Genomic DNA, 13,996 nt, shown 5'->3' with positions numbered 1-13,996 from the left:
GTTTTATGGTGTAAAAGCCCGATTTACTTCCGGTAGCCGATGGCGGGACGGTCGGATTCTGGCGGTTGTCGCGTCAACTCGTCGACATACTCGAATAGGAGCTCGATGTTCCGGCTCTGGTTTTCCACACGGGAACGTATTTTTTCGATTTCCAGCCGTACGTCCGCGTGTTCCAGCAGCATCGTACGCATTTTGGTGAAGATGCGCATAATCAGGATATTGGTCTGGATGGCGCGTTCGCTATTCAAGACACGCGATAACATCAGGATGCCGTGCTCGGTGAAGGCGTAGGGAAGATATCGGTCACCGCCCCATTTTGTGGTCGCAAATTGCGACCTCAAATTTCTGTACTCTTCTTGGGTGAGACGGAACATAAAATCGTCTGGAAACCGGCTGCTGTTCCGCTTTACCTGTTCGTTGATACGCTTGGTTTCGACGCCGTACAGTTCGGCCAGGTCGCGGTCAAGCATCACTTTATGGCCGCGCAGGTAATGGATTTTCTCGTAAAGGAAGTCGTGTGGCTCCATCTATCGGAATTTCCGCTAAATGTAAGGCACCCGTTGGTAGAGTGGTTACGGTTTTTCCGTAGATTTTCCCCTATTTTGTGACCAGTTGCACGGTGTCGCGGCTGATCTGTTTGACCAAAACCGTTTTCTCCGCTTCGACGGCTGCTACTGCCGCGGCGTCAAAATGACGGATCGTGTAAAGGGAAACCTTTTCGTTATAGGCCACCTTGAATTTCTTTGAAAGACGCGCGCGCAATTCTTCGAAGTTACCAAACTTATCGTCGACGCATACCGAGAAACTGATGGCCGAGTTTTGGATAAGGTGCACCTTCATGCGATAGGTATGGAACAGCGCAAAGATCTCGCTGATGTTGTCTTCCACGATGAACGAAAAATCAATCGACGAAAGCGAAATCAATAACTGGTCTTTTTTCACAATGAAACAAGGCAGCTTGGGTTCGAGGTCGGCGCCTTTCGAAACGGAGGTGCCCGGCAATTCAGGGTGCAAAAAGGATTTTACGTATAGTGGAATTTCCTTTCGCTGTAACGGCTGAAGTGTTTTTGGGTGGATGACGGTCGCACCGTAAAACGCCAACTCGATGGCTTCCCGATAGGAAATTTGGTTCAGGAGCTGCACGTGGTCAAAATACCTCGGGTCGCCGTTCATGACGCCCGGCACATCTTTCCAGATTGTCACGCTCTCGGCGTTGAGGCAGTACGCGAAAATTGCGGCGGTGTAGTCGGAACCCTCCCGGCCCAGGGTTGTGGTAAAGCCATTGTCATCCGATCCGAGAAAGCCCTGGGTAACGTTCAGTGTTTTCTTTTTGACGTTTTTGGAAATTAGCTTTTGGGTGGTGTCCCAATCCACATTGGCATCGCGGTAGGTGCTGTCAGTCTTGACGAATTGTCGTACGTCGAGCCACTGGGTCTTGATGCCGTTAGCGGCCATGAAATGTGCGATGATGGTGGTGGATACGAGCTCCCCCATACTGACAACCTGGTCGTAGACGTAGTTATAATTGGGTGACTTGTTGTGGGAAAGGAAGTGGTCAAGTTCGGCAAACAGCGCATTGACCGCTCCGAAAACGGCGTGTGATTCGTCGAATAAGTCGAGCAGGATTTCGTTATGGTATTTTCGGACCTCCTGCACAGATGCCTGCAGCGCCGGAGAAGCATCGAAGTAATTCCGCACGACGACTTCCAGCGCATTCGTTGTTTTACCCATGGCAGAAACGACCAATAGCACATCTTCATAACCTGCTACCTGTAAGACGTTCCAGACGTTTCGTACTCCTGCCGCATCCTTCACCGAGGCGCCGCCGAACTTGTATACTTTCATTGATTATCGTTTGTTTTCTCGACTTCATGCCGAAGCCGTTCGGTTCGTTCACAAAAAGCGCGGATGCCCGCTTCATCCATCTGGGCCACACGCCAGTTGGAAAATACCCGGGCGCCACTTTTCTCATAAAACGTGATGGCAGGGGCATTCCAGTCGAGCACGGCCCATTCTATCCGCCTAACACCCTCTCGTTTTCCTTGTTGTATGACGGCAGCATACAGTGCCGATCCGGCTCCGCTGCCGCGTTGGCTTTCCCGCACGATCAGGTCTTCCAGGTGTAGGGTTTTGCCTTTCCAGGTTGAATAGCGGTAGTAATACAATGCCATCCCGATGATCGTGCCGTCTTCCTCGGCTACGAAGGTGTGGAATAGCGGGGAATCGGAAAAGCCGTCCCGCACCAGGTCATCGACGGTTACGACAACTGCGTCGGGTTCGCGCTCAAATACGGCTAGCTCGCGGATGAGTTCCAACACCGCTGGCATGTCATCAGGAGTACCGGTTCGAATGTGCACGCTGATCGTTGTTTTTAGAAAGGAAAAGGTTGTTTTGACGTGTCCGTTTCCGAATTGGCAGGACATTTCGGAACAAATATACGAATACCGAAAATGAATCACTTTCGGCTGCCGGGATTTCACAAAAAAGGCGATATTTGCACAACTATATCGATTTCGTAAAATGGAAGAGCGCAATAAGACCCTTGGGGAATTCATCATTGAAAAACAGGAGGAATTCCGGTATTCGTCGGGCGAACTTTCGCGCCTCATCAACTCGATCCGTCTCGCGGCCAAAGTAGTGAACTACAAGGTAAACAAAGCCGGACTCGTCGACATCATCGGGGCTGCGGGTGAAGTCAACGTGCAGGGCGAAGACCAACAGAAGCTCGACGTGTATGCCAATGAGGTATTCATCCAGACCCTGATCAACCGCGAGATCGTCTGCGGTATCGCTTCCGAGGAAAGTGACGAGTTCATTACCGTCTGCGGCAGCGACAACAGCCACAACAATAAGTATGTAGTGCTCATGGATCCGCTTGACGGTTCGTCTAATATCGATGTGAATGTACCGGTAGGAACCATCTTTTCCGTTTTCCGCAGAATTACACCCATTGGCGAACCCGTTACGCTGGAAGATTTCCTGCAGCCGGGTATCAACCAGGTGGCAGCGGGCTATGTCATTTACGGCACGTCTACCATGCTGGTTTATACGACCGGTCACGGTGTCAACGGCTTCACCCTGAACCCCGCGATTGGCACGTTTTACCTGTCGCATCCCAATATGCAATTCCGGAAAGACGGTAACATTTATTCCATCAACGAAGGGAACTACGTCCATTTCCCGCAAGGGGTCAAGAACTACATCAAGTATTGCCAGATGGAGGAAGGCGACCGTCCGTATACCTCACGTTACATCGGCAGCTTGGTTTCGGACATCCACCGGAACATGATCAAGGGCGGAATTTATATCTATCCCACCAGTTCAAAGGCACCCAAAGGGAAGTTACGCCTGTTATACGAATGCAATCCGATGGCATTCATCGTCGAGCAGGCGGGTGGCCGCGCGTCGGACGGCTTCCAACGTATTATGGAAATACAACCTACCGAACTCCACCAGCGCGTTCCGTTCTTCTGCGGAAGCGAGAATATGGTGGCAAAAGCCGAGGAGTTTATGGCCGGAAAGGCATAGGGAAGCCTTAAGGGACAGCCTTATCCATAAAAAAAGCGCCCGAAGGCGCCTTATATCAAAAACCGTATCCGGTCTATTTGTTCATGTGTTGGATTTCGTACACAAACGTATCCAAATCTACACCCATCACCAACAGAGACAACGCTTTGTCAACGATGTAATGTACGTTGCCCGGTGTAAATCCAAGGGCAAGGGCGAAACGCGTCAGGATGTCTTTTTGTTTTGGACCCAACACGTGGTCGGCATACACCATACGCGACAGGTCGTATAAACGTTCGATGCGCTGTGTGTACAGATACGGTGGGTTAATCGGATATTTCATCGGGTTTTCGAGAATCTCGGCATATTCTTCCGGAGAAATCTCAAGTTGTACCGCCAGCTTATCAAGGAATTGACGCTCTTCCGGGGTCAGGTGCCCGTTCTCCATCGCCACCCGGACGATTGAAGCAAAGTGTCCTTTGTTACGTTCCTGAAAGCCACTGTCGAACAAATCTGAAAAAGACATAAGGATGTTGTTTAATTGCAGTGCAAATATAAGAAAGTCCAAATGTCCGGTTGTGTAAAACAACAGAAAACCTCCATCACTGAAAATCGGAACCCTGGGCTCCACTTCCTCGTCGGTGGGCTTTCAGGCGTCCGGACTTTTCCCTAAGTTTGGCACCACCCAATCGTTCCCTACATGAATTCCTTTTGGATTTTCTTTGAAACCGGCTTGCGACATGTTCTTGACATAGCCGCCTACGATCACGTTCTATTCCTCATGGCCCTCACGGTTCCCTATGCCTTCCGCGACTGGAAACGGTTGTTGCTGCTCGTGAGTGTCTTTACACTGGGTCATACGGCCTCGCTCTTGTTGGCGGTGTTCGGCTGGCTGTCGGTGCGCGCCGACCTGGTCGAGTTCCTCATCCCGGTTACGATAGCACTTACCGCCCTTTTCCATCTTTTTACCGCCGGAAAAGCATCACGCAAAGAGGGACTTTCTATAATAGCGGGTGTGACCTTGTTTTTTGGGATTGTGCACGGACTCGGGTTCTCGAATTACTTCAACGCCTTGCTGCCCGGGACAGCAGCTGACAAGTTGTTGCCTACGTTAGAGTTCGCATTGGGTATTGAAGCAGCACAGGTGCTGGTGGTGTTGTCGGTGTTGATTCTGTCGTATGCCGCACAGACGTTCTTTCGCTTTTCGCGACGCGACTGGACGCTGGTGCTTTCGGCCTTCATCATCGGAGTCGTGGTGCCCCTGTTGCTAAACTGCCCGCTTTGGGAAAGAAAATAGCAGAGGCCCTTTCCCAATGCCGAAAATCCTGTTTACTTTAGCAAACGAGATGGATACCGTAAAACGACATAAATACGACACCGCTTACCTACGCATCGCGCGGGAATGGGCCCAGTTGTCGTACTGCGAGCGTCGAAAGGTGGGCGCGATCATAGTGAAAGACCGCATGATCATCTCTGATGGCTACAACGGCACGCCCAGCGGATTCGAGAATTGCTGCGAAGACAATGACGGAATGACCCATTGGTATGTGCTGCATGCGGAGGCCAATGCCATATTGAAGGTAGCGGGTTCCACCCAATCCTGCGAAGGCGCGACCCTCTATATTACCATGTCGCCATGCCGCGAATGCAGTAAATTGATCCATCAGTCGGGTATTACGCGAGTGGTGTACCAAGAACGTTATAAAGATGATTCGGGATTGCAGTTCCTGGCCAAGGCGGGTGTCGAGGTCGAACATATTGCCTTACCTGACGAAAAACCATGAAGAAAAACACGAACTACCTTCCGCTTCTCCTTTTTACCACCCTTGCCCTTGGGGTGCTGCTGGGTTCGCTGTTGAACTTTCCCATACGCGACCAGTTGCTGTCAGGTAACAGTAAGAAGGAAAAGCTCAATAAACTCATTGATTTCATTGATACGGAATACGTTGATGAGGTGAATACCGATTCCATCGTCGACATTACGGTCAACAGCATACTCGAAAAACTTGACCCACATTCCGTGTACATTGCCGAAAACGAAATGCAGGAAGTAGCCGAAAACATGAAAGGTGATTTTGTGGGCATCGGTGTAAATTTTCTCATGCTTCGCGACACGCTGACGGTGGTCAAGCCAGTGGAAGGGGGGCCGTCGGAGCGTGCGGGCATTAAGGCGGGTGACCGTCTGTTATATGCCGATCGCGATCGTTTGTTTGGAAAGAAGATACAGGGTGACTCGCTTTTCTCTAAGTTAAAAGGGCAGGAAGGATCCGAAGTGACGCTTACCGTCTACCGAAAAACCGAGAACAGGAAGTTCAAAGTAAAGCTGCGACGAGGCGTCGTTCCTATTAAAAGTGTCGATGTGGCACTGATGATTGACCGCACGACGGGCTATATCAAAGTCAACCGGTTTGCGGAAACGACGTTCCGGGAGTTCCATGAAGGCTTGCTGAAACTAAAGAAGAAAGGCATGCGCAGCCTGGTGCTTGATCTTCGTGATAACGGCGGCGGCTACCTGGAACGTGCAGTGGAAATCGCGGACGAATTCCTGAAAGACAAGCAACCTATCGTCTTTACCAAAGACCGACACGGCAAGGTCGACAAAACCTTGGCGACGGATGCCGGCAGCTTTGAGGCGGGAAAAATCTATGTGTTATTGAATGAGAACTCTGCTTCTGCGAGCGAAATCCTGGCGGGCGCGATACAAGACAATGACCGCGGGTATATCGTCGGTCGACGTTCGTTTGGAAAAGGATTGGTGCAGCGCGAAATGGACTTCGGCGATGGTTCGGCCGTGCGCCTTACCGTGGCGCGGTATTATACACCGACGGGACGATCGATCCAGAAGTCGTATAAATCCGGAACGGAAGCCTACTACAAAGACTTCGACCACCGATTTGAAAACGGCGAACTCTACGATAAAGACAGTATCAAAATTGCCGATACCCTTAAGTTCAAGACGCCGAAAGGACGCATTGTATATGGCGGCGGTGGTATCGTACCCGATATTTTCGTACCGCTCGAGGCAAGTCAGGGCGACGAAGAGACCCTATATCTGATGCAGTCTGGAAGTCCGTCAAACTATGTGTTCGAAGAATTGGAAAAAGACCGTCTGGCCTTCGACTCACTGTCTTTCGATGCGTTGGTAGCCCGTATGAAAAGCACGGATCGCTATATTGAAGGTTTCCGGAAATACATTGCCCAGGCAGGTTATGACCTCAAGATACACGACCCCGAACTCGTCAGGCGTTACCTTACCGCGGAGTTTGCGCGTCAGTTGTTTTCGGATGAAAAATACTACCAGGTAGTGCTGCAGGGAGACCCGATGATCAAAGCCGTAAAAGAAGCTTCGGAAAAGAAATCCTAGTGGGCGCGGGTACTGTCGTGCACCTGTGACGGTTTGCCGTCGTTCCAGTTTGTAAGGATGTCAGTGGCTACGGCTGCACCACTGCCGGCAGCGATGGCCAATTGGCTTCTCCATCCAGCAAGTGTGCCGGCTACGTAAAGACCCTGCGCCACCAAATGATCGGTATTCCGCAACTGTATGCGATTTTTCTCAGGTGCTGCTTTTTGGTGCGGCATGACGAATTCTGTTAATCCTTCAATGAAAAAAGCGGAGGAAGAACCGACAGCGATTACCACTTCTCGTGTGCGATACGAACCTTTGTTGGTCACCACTTCAAAATCTGGATACTGCCCGTTCACAGCCATGACCTTTTCATTCTCGATTTGCACCACATGCGGGTACTGTGACGCCAGGTGCGAGCGGCTGTTGAGAAGAAGGTCGGCTCCGAGTGTTCCGGGTGCGATACCATAGGCATTGTTGTAGAGGCCGTCTTGCAAGGCGGATGCCTTTTGGTGGACGAAAACACCGATCTTTCGTTCGGCAGCGTAGGGTTTGGTGTGGGCCGAACCCAATACCAGGGCGCATGACATGCCGGCGGCACCGCCACCTACAATCAGTACGTCGAACATCAATGCTTCATTTTTTGTTCGATCGCTTTCGACAAGCGAAAGATGACCAACACGCATACGGCACAGAAGGCAGCGACGATACCGATAAGGGCCGCCATGCTATCGCCTTCGAAGAGGTTTCGGAAATCGAGCTTGGTGCAGTTGAAAACAATCAATCCAAACGCGATGACGATCAATATATTGGTGAAGATTTTCATGGATACGAAAAATGTAGGGTGAAAGTAGGAAAAAAGCCGTTATACGAACAATGCTTTAACATTCGCGGCAAATAATTTAACGGCGATGGCGAGAAGCACAACACCGAAGGTCTTCCGTACGACCCCGAGTCCACTTTTGCCAAGTGCCCGCTCAATCTTACCGGATGATTTCAGCACCGCATAAACCAATATGATATTCAGCACGATTGCCACCAGGATATTCGGGGCCGCATATTGGGCGCGGAGCGACAGTAGCGTTGTCATGGTGCCCGCTCCCGCAATCAGGGGAAAGGCGATAGGAACGATAGATGCTGAACCAGGATCTTCGTCGCGATAAATCCGGATGCCAAGGATCATTTCAAGGGCAAGAAAGAAGAGTACGAAGGAACCGGCAACAGCGAACGAATTGACATCAACCCCCATGAGCTTCAGCAATTCCTCGCCGATAAACAGGAAGACAATCATAATGGCGCCGGCCGTCAATGACGCTTTCTCTGATTCGATATGGCCAAACTTCGAGCGTAGGTCAACCAGTACGGGAATGGTGCCTACGACGTCGATCACGGCGAACAACACCATGCTGATGGTTACTATTTCCTTGAAATCGAATGACATAGTCTATAATTTCGGCCTGCAAAATTACGGCGTCTGTTGTGGGGATTAAGCCAAATTTGCGTTAATTTTAAGATGTAAGGAGGTGCATTCCAGGCACTGTGATAACATATATTTTGGCTACGGCGATTTAACCCCCTCGAGTTGTAAATAATATATATTGGAATATAAGGAAAGCATACGGTCACCCAGGTAAGAGGAAGTGGAGTTTTGAGACTATTTACCTTGTATATTTGCCGCCATGTTCCAACTTGGCAAAACCATTATATCCGAAGACATCCTTGAGAAGGAGTTTGTCTGTAACTTATCGGCCTGCCACGGCGCTTGTTGTGTAGATGGCGATGCCGGTGCGCCCCTGCTTGAAAGCGAGACCCGCGTGCTTGAGGACATCTATGATAAAGTGAAGCCCTTCCTACGCCCAGAGGGTATTGCCGCTATCGAAGCACAAGGCACCTGGGTGACGGGCACCGACGGCACACTCGAAACGCCACTAATCGACAACAAAGATTGTGCATACGTGATCTTCGATGGAAAAACGGCGCTGTGCGGTATCGAACAAGCCTATAACCAAGGACTTGTCAGTTGGAAGAAGCCCGTTTCATGCCACCTCTATCCCGTTCGGGTCAAGGATTTCTCGGAATTCGCCGCGGTAAACTACGACCGATGGGACATCTGCGATCCGGCCTGTGCGCTGGGTGCCGAACTCGAAGTGCCCGTCTATAAATTCGTGAAGGAAGCACTAATCCGGCGTTTTGGCGAAGACTGGTACATGGAACTCGAAAAAGTGGCCCTCGAACTCAAATCGGGTCGGTAATGTTCTTTCTTCACTTCTGTTTTTGGGCATATTTCGAGTCGGTCAGCGTCTTAAGAAATGCCACAAGCTGCGCTTTCTCGTGTTTCGTGAGATTCAAAGGGTCGTCCGGTAACGTTTGGTTGTCGACAGGATAGCCCAGTCCGCGCCCACCTCCTTTGTTATAGAATTCCACTACCTGTTCCAGTGTGCGGTAAACGCCATTATGCATGTACGGTGCCGTAACGGCCACGTTCCGAAGTGTCGGCGTTTTGAAGGCGTTCCTGAATTGCGGTAATTGGGTGATGCCATACCGTCCCGGGTCATCACTGATGGCGGTTTCTGAGAGCGTTTCGGGTGTGCCGAGTACTTCCTGTTCGGTTTTGGCGTAGCGCGGCGGCACGGTTCCGTTGAAAAGCGGCACAAAATGACAGGTAGCACATTTCGCCTTGCCCATAAACAGGTTCAGGCCCGCAATTTCCGTTCGGGTCAGTCGACGGGCATCGCCCCGCATGTAGGCGTCAAAACGCGAGTCGAAGGGGCTTAGGCTTCGAATATAGGTAGCCAAGGCGTTCTGCAATTGCCAGTTCTTTGCGTTGCGTTCGTTAGGAAAGGCGGCTTGCCACAGGGCCCCGTATTTTTTGTCGCTGTTCACCAGGGGCAGCATGTCCTCGAGCGTTCCGTGCATCTCCTCTTTGTTGTTAATTACGTCCAGGCTCTGTTTTTCGAGGTCCGGCTGTCTCAGGTCCCAAAACAACGCATTTTGGAAGCCTGCATACGTAAGGGTGGGGGTATTCCGCGCGAGGTTTTTCCCAGAAAGCGCGTGATTGGTCGCCAGGCCATCCGTAAAGGCTTTTTCCGGGTGATGGCAGGTAGCACAACTGCGGTCATTGCTTTTCGACAGGCGGGTGTCGTAGAAGAGCGCTTCACCCAATGCGGCTTTTTCCGCCGAGTAGGCGTATTCCCCCGACGGAATAAAGGCATCCGGATTGAACGCATCGGCGTCAAAGAACGTTGCTTTGTCGTTGCGCACGACTTCATTGCGGTTCACCGCCCGGATATGGTTCCGTTTGCGAAAGACCAGCATTTCACGTCCAATCGGTATCATATGGCGGGTCATGAAATCGGCACGGTTGAACGAGTTGAAAGATCGGTGGGATGCGCAGAATGCGTGTGCATAGGCCAACGCCTTCTCGAGAGGGTCGGACGCTGCGTGCGATTGCAGTAGTGGTAACAGTTCCTTGGCGGAAGCGAGGGCCGCTTCTGTTTCGGGAATCGAGTATAACGCAACCGGCGAATCGAAACCAGTGATGCCCAGCGCCACGATTCGGGCGAATTCCTGTTGCAGGGCGTCCACCACATAGTCGTCGCTTAGGTTTACAGCGTCCAAATGGGTGCGGATTTGACGGATATTCGAAAGCAGTACGCCGATTTCGCGAACCAGTTCGTCACGATTCGCACCGTCATACGAAGGAAAGAGCAGCTCTTCCACCACCTGGAAGCCGCCCGGAGGGAAAAAACGGTTTTCCTCGGCTTCGGTTTCATCCAGCGCCGGACCATTAATAAAACGGGCCACCGAAGGTTGGAAATACTCGACCGCCCATTCGGTTTTCTTATACAGGAGCCTGCATTGGCGGAACGCGCCGGCGAGTTCGGCTTCCGTTGCACCTTGTTTCGCCAGGTCGCGGAAATGAACCACTTCCGATTCAAGCGAATCGATGTTTCGAAGAAGGCTTTCTTTTACGGTCAGGCTGCGGGGTTCATTTTGGCATCCGCAGCATAGAAGCAGGGTGATAAAAAAGGAGAGGTATTTCATATTGTAAACGAAAGCAACCCCATGGGGCCGGGGTTGCTTAAGGTAAAATAGTTGTTTGTGTACTATCGTTCTACGTTGCGGATGATAACGGTTTGGCCACCTTCCTTATTGGTGTTCGTGCCACTGCCGTCAGCATTCAGGAAGGCATCTTTCTGCCAGGTGTGCGGGTGGATGTTAACCATAAAGGTGTTGGGTACGCCAATGATATCTGAAATGTCGATCATCGCGCCATATTCCCAACTGCCATAACGCATTTCGTTGGTCTGGTTGAAACGGCTGTTCCAAGCGGCATCGTTGCGTTTGTGGTTCATGTTAAGCCACGGCTTCAAAGCCTTGCTCGCAATGTTGTACTGCCAGATATAAGAATCGTGCTGTGCGGCCGTATAGTAGCTGTCGCCGTCTTCCTGGATGTACACGAAGTTTTCGGTCACACAAAGGTTATCAGGATTGATAAGGCCTGTTCCCGGCGTACTGTCACCTTCGGCTACAAGATCAATAACGCCTTTCAACGGATCGTTGGCGTCCATTTTCAGACGGTAGACGCGTCCCCACATCGTATAACCTTCAACCGGCTGGCCGGCGCTTGCCTGACCTGTCGCGGTGAAATAGATTTCGCGGTTGTTCGACTTGCTTCCTTTGCGGTAGTCGACATCTTCCACACGTGAGAAGCGAATTGCGCCCAGGCTGTTGGCCGTAGTATTGATGACCGCTCCGGTGAGGTTTTTCGCATTAGGGATTTCGACCCATGAGACCGGATATTCAGTACCTACTGTTATCGCGGTTTCGACCTGGTTGCCGTCATTGCGCTTCAGGACATACAGTTTGCCGTTTTCAAGGTCGCCCACGGTGTTGCTGACATACATGATGAGCTGACCGGCGCTGGTGTGTGCCGAAGAGTAGGATTGGTCTTCGCCGATGAGGATGACCGTTTTGTTGCCATAAACGCCTTTCGGAAGCGGAACGGCGTTCTCCATTGAGGCTTTGCCAAGGGCCGGAAGCACACGGTCTGTGCGGGCGCGATCGCTTGTCGGGCTAAACGGATCGATGCCGTGCACCAGACTTTCCTCGCCACTTTCGCCGGCTGTGAGGAACATGGGGCCAAAGCCATGGATACTCGGCGTTGCGAGCGTAGCCGAACACAAACGGGTCATGCCGCCGATACCGTCTACGATGTATTCGCCTTTAACCGGTTTGAAAGCCTTATCAAGGTACACGCGCGATACCGATTTCAGGATTTCGTGGTTGGAAATCAGGATGTAGCCATCGCTGTCTGGGTCTTTCATAAGTCCGGCACCATCCGGCTGTGCACCATACACGAAGTTCGGTGATTCCGGAAGGATGTCTTCGCTGGAAATCAGGGTGGTGATCTCCATGTCTTCGAATCCGGTCATTGGGTACACCAAAGGCGGTACCGATGAAGTGGTAGTAAAGTCGATGTTCTTGTTGACGCCGGGGCCGTTGTCGTCATTACATCCTGCGACGAGCAGGGCAGCTGCGCCGATCAGTGGAAAAATAGTGTTTTTCATGGTGAGTTTTTTGTTGTGTAAAACTACTGCCATGATGTTACGGCTATCCTATGGGAAGGTTGTTTAAAAGGAAAATGAAGTCGAGCGCGCTTTACGAAATTGTTACTGCGTAAACTGGATATAAATAAGGGATGTTGGTTGCCGCACGTGCCGGTTTCGGGCATGGGGAAACGGCCCCCTGAATTGGGCGAAATCGCTTTGTTTTTGGGCGGTTCGGCGGTGTTGAATCGGTTCGAAAACAGTTTCGTAACAATTTGCAAATAATTCATTTACAGTTATTTGTAAATTAATTTATTTCCGTCGGAAAAAAACCCCGTTGTTAAAAACTACGCCCGATTGTGGAAAAGTTTGGCTTTCATTCGGGTGCAAAATTGCCAATCTTTGTAAAGGTCGAAACGGAGGGAAGAAACCCTTCGCAACAACCCCAAAAGACACACGAAAAATGGCAGCGATTGAACCGATATTGACGGAAAACAAGAACCGTTTTGTAATATTTCCTATCAAACACCACGATATCTGGGAATGGTACAAGAAAATGGAGGCCAGTTTCTGGACTGCCGAGGAAATCGACCTGCACCAGGATCTCAACGACTGGAACAACAAGCTGACGGCGGATGAAAAATATTTCGTCAAGCACATCCTGGCGTTTTTCGCAGCATCGGATGGCATCGTGAACGAGAACCTCGCCGAGAATTTCGTGAATGAGGTGCAGTATCCGGAAGCGAAGTTCTTCTATGGTTTCCAGATCATGATGGAGAACATCCACAGCGAAACCTACTCGCTGCTCATCGATACGTATGTAAAGGATGAAGTGGAAAAAGACAAATTGTTCCATGCCATCGAAGTGTTTCCGGCCATCAAGAAGAAAGCCGATTGGGCCCTTCGCTGGATACAATCGGATTCGTTTGCCGAGCGCCTCATCGCATTTGCTGCCGTAGAAGGCATCTTCTTCTCGGGGGCTTTCTGCTCGATCTTTTGGTTGAAGAAACGCGGACTTATGCCCGGACTTACGTTCTCAAACGAGTTGATCTCGCGTGACGAAGGCGTTCACTGCGATTTCGCCGTACACCTCCACAACCATCACCTGGTGAACAAAGTGCCGAAGGCGCGTATCAAGGAGATTATCGTGGATGCATTGAACATTGAGAGGGAATTCGTTACCGAGTCGTTGCCGGTCAGCCTCATCGGGATGAATGCGGCGCTGATGACACAATACCTCGAGTTCGTAGCCGACCGTTTGTTAGTGGAACTGGGTTGCGACCGCGTATACAACGGATCCAATCCGTTTGATTTCATGGACATGATCTCGCTGCAGGGGAAAACCAATTTCTTCGAGAAGCGGGTATCGGAATACCAGAAAGCCGGCGTGTTGTCAAAAGATGCCGACTCACAAAAAATCACGTTCGACGCCGATTTCTAGCGTATCCGCCGATTGCCGGACACGTTTCCGGTCTCCGATTATTTGATTGAAGAATATTTCCGCCCCGGATGGAAGCGGTAGCCTTTCGCAGCGAAAGCCTCGTTTTTGCACGGCGGCGACCGCGACCGGAGGAAGCTGGCGAAGCCGTTGCCAAAA

The 13,996-nt window shown here is 51.0% G+C and carries 15 protein-coding genes; 6 read left to right on the top strand and 9 right to left on the bottom strand.

What is annotated here, in order from left to right:
• Positions 1-23: 23 nt before the first annotated feature.
• The 3 genes from MKO97_RS01575 to MKO97_RS01565 all read right to left on the bottom strand — a co-directional run bounded on the left by MKO97_RS01575 (position 24) and on the right by MKO97_RS01565 (position 2,357).
• Positions 24-527, bottom strand: coding sequence for an ORF6N domain-containing protein (locus MKO97_RS01575; protein WP_241104324.1), 504 nt, complete (start codon positions 525-527; stop codon positions 24-26).
• A 70-nt stretch (positions 528-597) separates the two neighbouring features.
• Positions 598-1,845, bottom strand: coding sequence for an aspartate kinase (locus tag MKO97_RS01570; RefSeq protein WP_241104323.1), 1,248 nt, complete (start codon positions 1,843-1,845; stop codon positions 598-600).
• Positions 1,842-2,357, bottom strand: coding sequence for a GNAT family N-acetyltransferase (locus MKO97_RS01565; RefSeq protein WP_241104322.1), 516 nt, complete (start codon positions 2,355-2,357; stop codon positions 1,842-1,844). Before MKO97_RS01565 ends, MKO97_RS01570 begins: the two co-directional genes overlap by 4 nt.
• A gap of 163 nt (positions 2,358-2,520) precedes the next feature.
• Here MKO97_RS01565 and fbp point away from each other — a divergent pair, with 163 nt between their 5' ends.
• Positions 2,521-3,528, top strand: a complete 1,008-nt coding sequence (gene fbp / locus MKO97_RS01560) for a class 1 fructose-bisphosphatase (protein WP_241104321.1) — start codon at positions 2,521-2,523, stop codon at positions 3,526-3,528.
• 73 nt (positions 3,529-3,601) lie between these two features.
• Here the strand turns inward: fbp and MKO97_RS01555 are convergent, their stop codons facing one another.
• Positions 3,602-4,033, bottom strand: a complete 432-nt coding sequence (locus MKO97_RS01555) for a TerB family tellurite resistance protein (RefSeq protein WP_241104320.1) — start codon at positions 4,031-4,033, stop codon at positions 3,602-3,604.
• Between the two features lie 174 nt (positions 4,034-4,207).
• Here MKO97_RS01555 and MKO97_RS01550 point away from each other — a divergent pair, with 174 nt between their 5' ends.
• Genes MKO97_RS01550 through MKO97_RS01540 form a run of 3 tightly spaced genes read left to right on the top strand, consistent with a single transcriptional unit; the run spans position 4,208 to position 6,871 of the window.
• Positions 4,208-4,804: a HupE/UreJ family protein gene (locus MKO97_RS01550; RefSeq protein WP_241104319.1), complete on the top strand. Its 597-nt coding sequence runs from the start codon at positions 4,208-4,210 to the stop codon at positions 4,802-4,804.
• 49 nt (positions 4,805-4,853) lie between these two features.
• The gene (locus MKO97_RS01545; protein ID WP_241104318.1) at positions 4,854-5,291 is read left to right on the top strand and encodes a dCMP deaminase family protein; all 438 of its coding nucleotides are present in this window, start codon (positions 4,854-4,856) and stop codon (positions 5,289-5,291) included.
• Positions 5,288-6,871, top strand: a complete 1,584-nt coding sequence (locus MKO97_RS01540; RefSeq protein ID WP_241104317.1) for a S41 family peptidase — start codon at positions 5,288-5,290, stop codon at positions 6,869-6,871. The genes MKO97_RS01545 and MKO97_RS01540 overlap by 4 nt, the downstream gene beginning before the upstream one ends.
• Here MKO97_RS01540 and MKO97_RS01535 read toward each other — a convergent pair.
• Genes MKO97_RS01535 through MKO97_RS01525 form a run of 3 tightly spaced genes read right to left on the bottom strand, consistent with a single transcriptional unit; the run spans position 6,868 to position 8,291 of the window.
• Positions 6,868-7,479, bottom strand: a complete 612-nt coding sequence (locus MKO97_RS01535) for an FAD-dependent oxidoreductase (protein ID WP_241104316.1) — start codon at positions 7,477-7,479, stop codon at positions 6,868-6,870. The two genes, MKO97_RS01540 and MKO97_RS01535, sit on opposite strands and share 4 nt — an antisense overlap.
• The gene (locus MKO97_RS01530; RefSeq protein ID WP_241104315.1) at positions 7,479-7,676 is read right to left on the bottom strand and encodes a hypothetical protein; all 198 of its coding nucleotides are present in this window, start codon (positions 7,674-7,676) and stop codon (positions 7,479-7,481) included. The genes MKO97_RS01535 and MKO97_RS01530 overlap by 1 nt, the downstream gene beginning before the upstream one ends.
• A 39-nt stretch (positions 7,677-7,715) precedes the next feature.
• A complete protein-coding gene (locus tag MKO97_RS01525; RefSeq protein WP_241104314.1) occupies positions 7,716-8,291 on the bottom strand; it encodes a MarC family protein in 576 nt (191 codons plus the stop codon).
• Between the two features lie 238 nt (positions 8,292-8,529).
• Here MKO97_RS01525 and MKO97_RS01520 point away from each other — a divergent pair, with 238 nt between their 5' ends.
• Positions 8,530-9,102, top strand: a complete 573-nt coding sequence (locus MKO97_RS01520) for a DUF3109 family protein (RefSeq protein WP_241104313.1) — start codon at positions 8,530-8,532, stop codon at positions 9,100-9,102.
• A 10-nt stretch (positions 9,103-9,112) separates the two neighbouring features.
• Here the strand turns inward: MKO97_RS01520 and MKO97_RS01515 are convergent, their stop codons facing one another.
• Both MKO97_RS01515 and MKO97_RS01510 read right to left on the bottom strand, forming a co-directional pair.
• Positions 9,113-10,894, bottom strand: coding sequence for a cytochrome-c peroxidase (locus tag MKO97_RS01515; RefSeq protein WP_241104312.1), 1,782 nt, complete (start codon positions 10,892-10,894; stop codon positions 9,113-9,115).
• 62 nt (positions 10,895-10,956) lie between these two features.
• Complete coding sequence (locus tag MKO97_RS01510) at positions 10,957-12,420, bottom strand: PhoX family protein (RefSeq protein ID WP_241104311.1); 1,464 nt, start codon at positions 12,418-12,420, stop codon at positions 10,957-10,959.
• Positions 12,421-12,862: 442 nt separating this feature from the next.
• Between MKO97_RS01510 and MKO97_RS01505 the strand changes: the two genes are divergently transcribed.
• A complete protein-coding gene (locus MKO97_RS01505) occupies positions 12,863-13,840 on the top strand; it encodes a ribonucleotide-diphosphate reductase subunit beta (RefSeq protein ID WP_241104310.1) in 978 nt (325 codons plus the stop codon).
• The last annotated feature ends 156 nt before the right edge of the window (positions 13,841-13,996 follow it).

Origin of the sequence: Flavobacterium sp. HJ-32-4 (assembly GCF_022532105.1) — a bacterium.
GTDB lineage: Bacteria > Bacteroidota > Bacteroidia > Flavobacteriales > Flavobacteriaceae > Flavobacterium.
Note: the sequence above shows the minus strand (reverse complement) of the source record. Positions and strands in the feature narration are given on the sequence as shown.

Excerpts from the sequence above, each read along its gene's own strand:
- MKO97_RS01575 (WP_241104324.1), bottom strand. The coding sequence starts at position 527 with ATGGAGCCACACGACTTCCTTTACGAGAAAATCCATTACCTGCGCGGC.
- MKO97_RS01530 (WP_241104315.1), bottom strand. The coding sequence starts at position 7,676 with ATGAAAATCTTCACCAATATATTGATCGTCATCGCGTTTGGATTGATT.
- MKO97_RS01510 (WP_241104311.1), bottom strand. The coding sequence starts at position 12,420 with ATGAAAAACACTATTTTTCCACTGATCGGCGCAGCTGCCCTGCTCGTC.
- MKO97_RS01550 (WP_241104319.1), top strand. The coding sequence starts at position 4,208 with ATGAATTCCTTTTGGATTTTCTTTGAAACCGGCTTGCGACATGTTCTT.
- MKO97_RS01520 (WP_241104313.1), top strand. The coding sequence starts at position 8,530 with ATGTTCCAACTTGGCAAAACCATTATATCCGAAGACATCCTTGAGAAG.
- fbp (WP_241104321.1), top strand. The coding sequence starts at position 2,521 with ATGGAAGAGCGCAATAAGACCCTTGGGGAATTCATCATTGAAAAACAG.
- MKO97_RS01525 (WP_241104314.1), bottom strand. The coding sequence starts at position 8,291 with ATGTCATTCGATTTCAAGGAAATAGTAACCATCAGCATGGTGTTGTTC.
- MKO97_RS01540 (WP_241104317.1), top strand. The coding sequence starts at position 5,288 with ATGAAGAAAAACACGAACTACCTTCCGCTTCTCCTTTTTACCACCCTT.
- MKO97_RS01505 (WP_241104310.1), top strand. The coding sequence starts at position 12,863 with ATGGCAGCGATTGAACCGATATTGACGGAAAACAAGAACCGTTTTGTA.
- MKO97_RS01545 (WP_241104318.1), top strand. The coding sequence starts at position 4,854 with ATGGATACCGTAAAACGACATAAATACGACACCGCTTACCTACGCATC.
- MKO97_RS01555 (WP_241104320.1), bottom strand. The coding sequence starts at position 4,033 with ATGTCTTTTTCAGATTTGTTCGACAGTGGCTTTCAGGAACGTAACAAA.
- MKO97_RS01570 (WP_241104323.1), bottom strand. The coding sequence starts at position 1,845 with ATGAAAGTATACAAGTTCGGCGGCGCCTCGGTGAAGGATGCGGCAGGA.
- MKO97_RS01535 (WP_241104316.1), bottom strand. The coding sequence starts at position 7,479 with ATGTTCGACGTACTGATTGTAGGTGGCGGTGCCGCCGGCATGTCATGC.
- MKO97_RS01515 (WP_241104312.1), bottom strand. The coding sequence starts at position 10,894 with ATGAAATACCTCTCCTTTTTTATCACCCTGCTTCTATGCTGCGGATGC.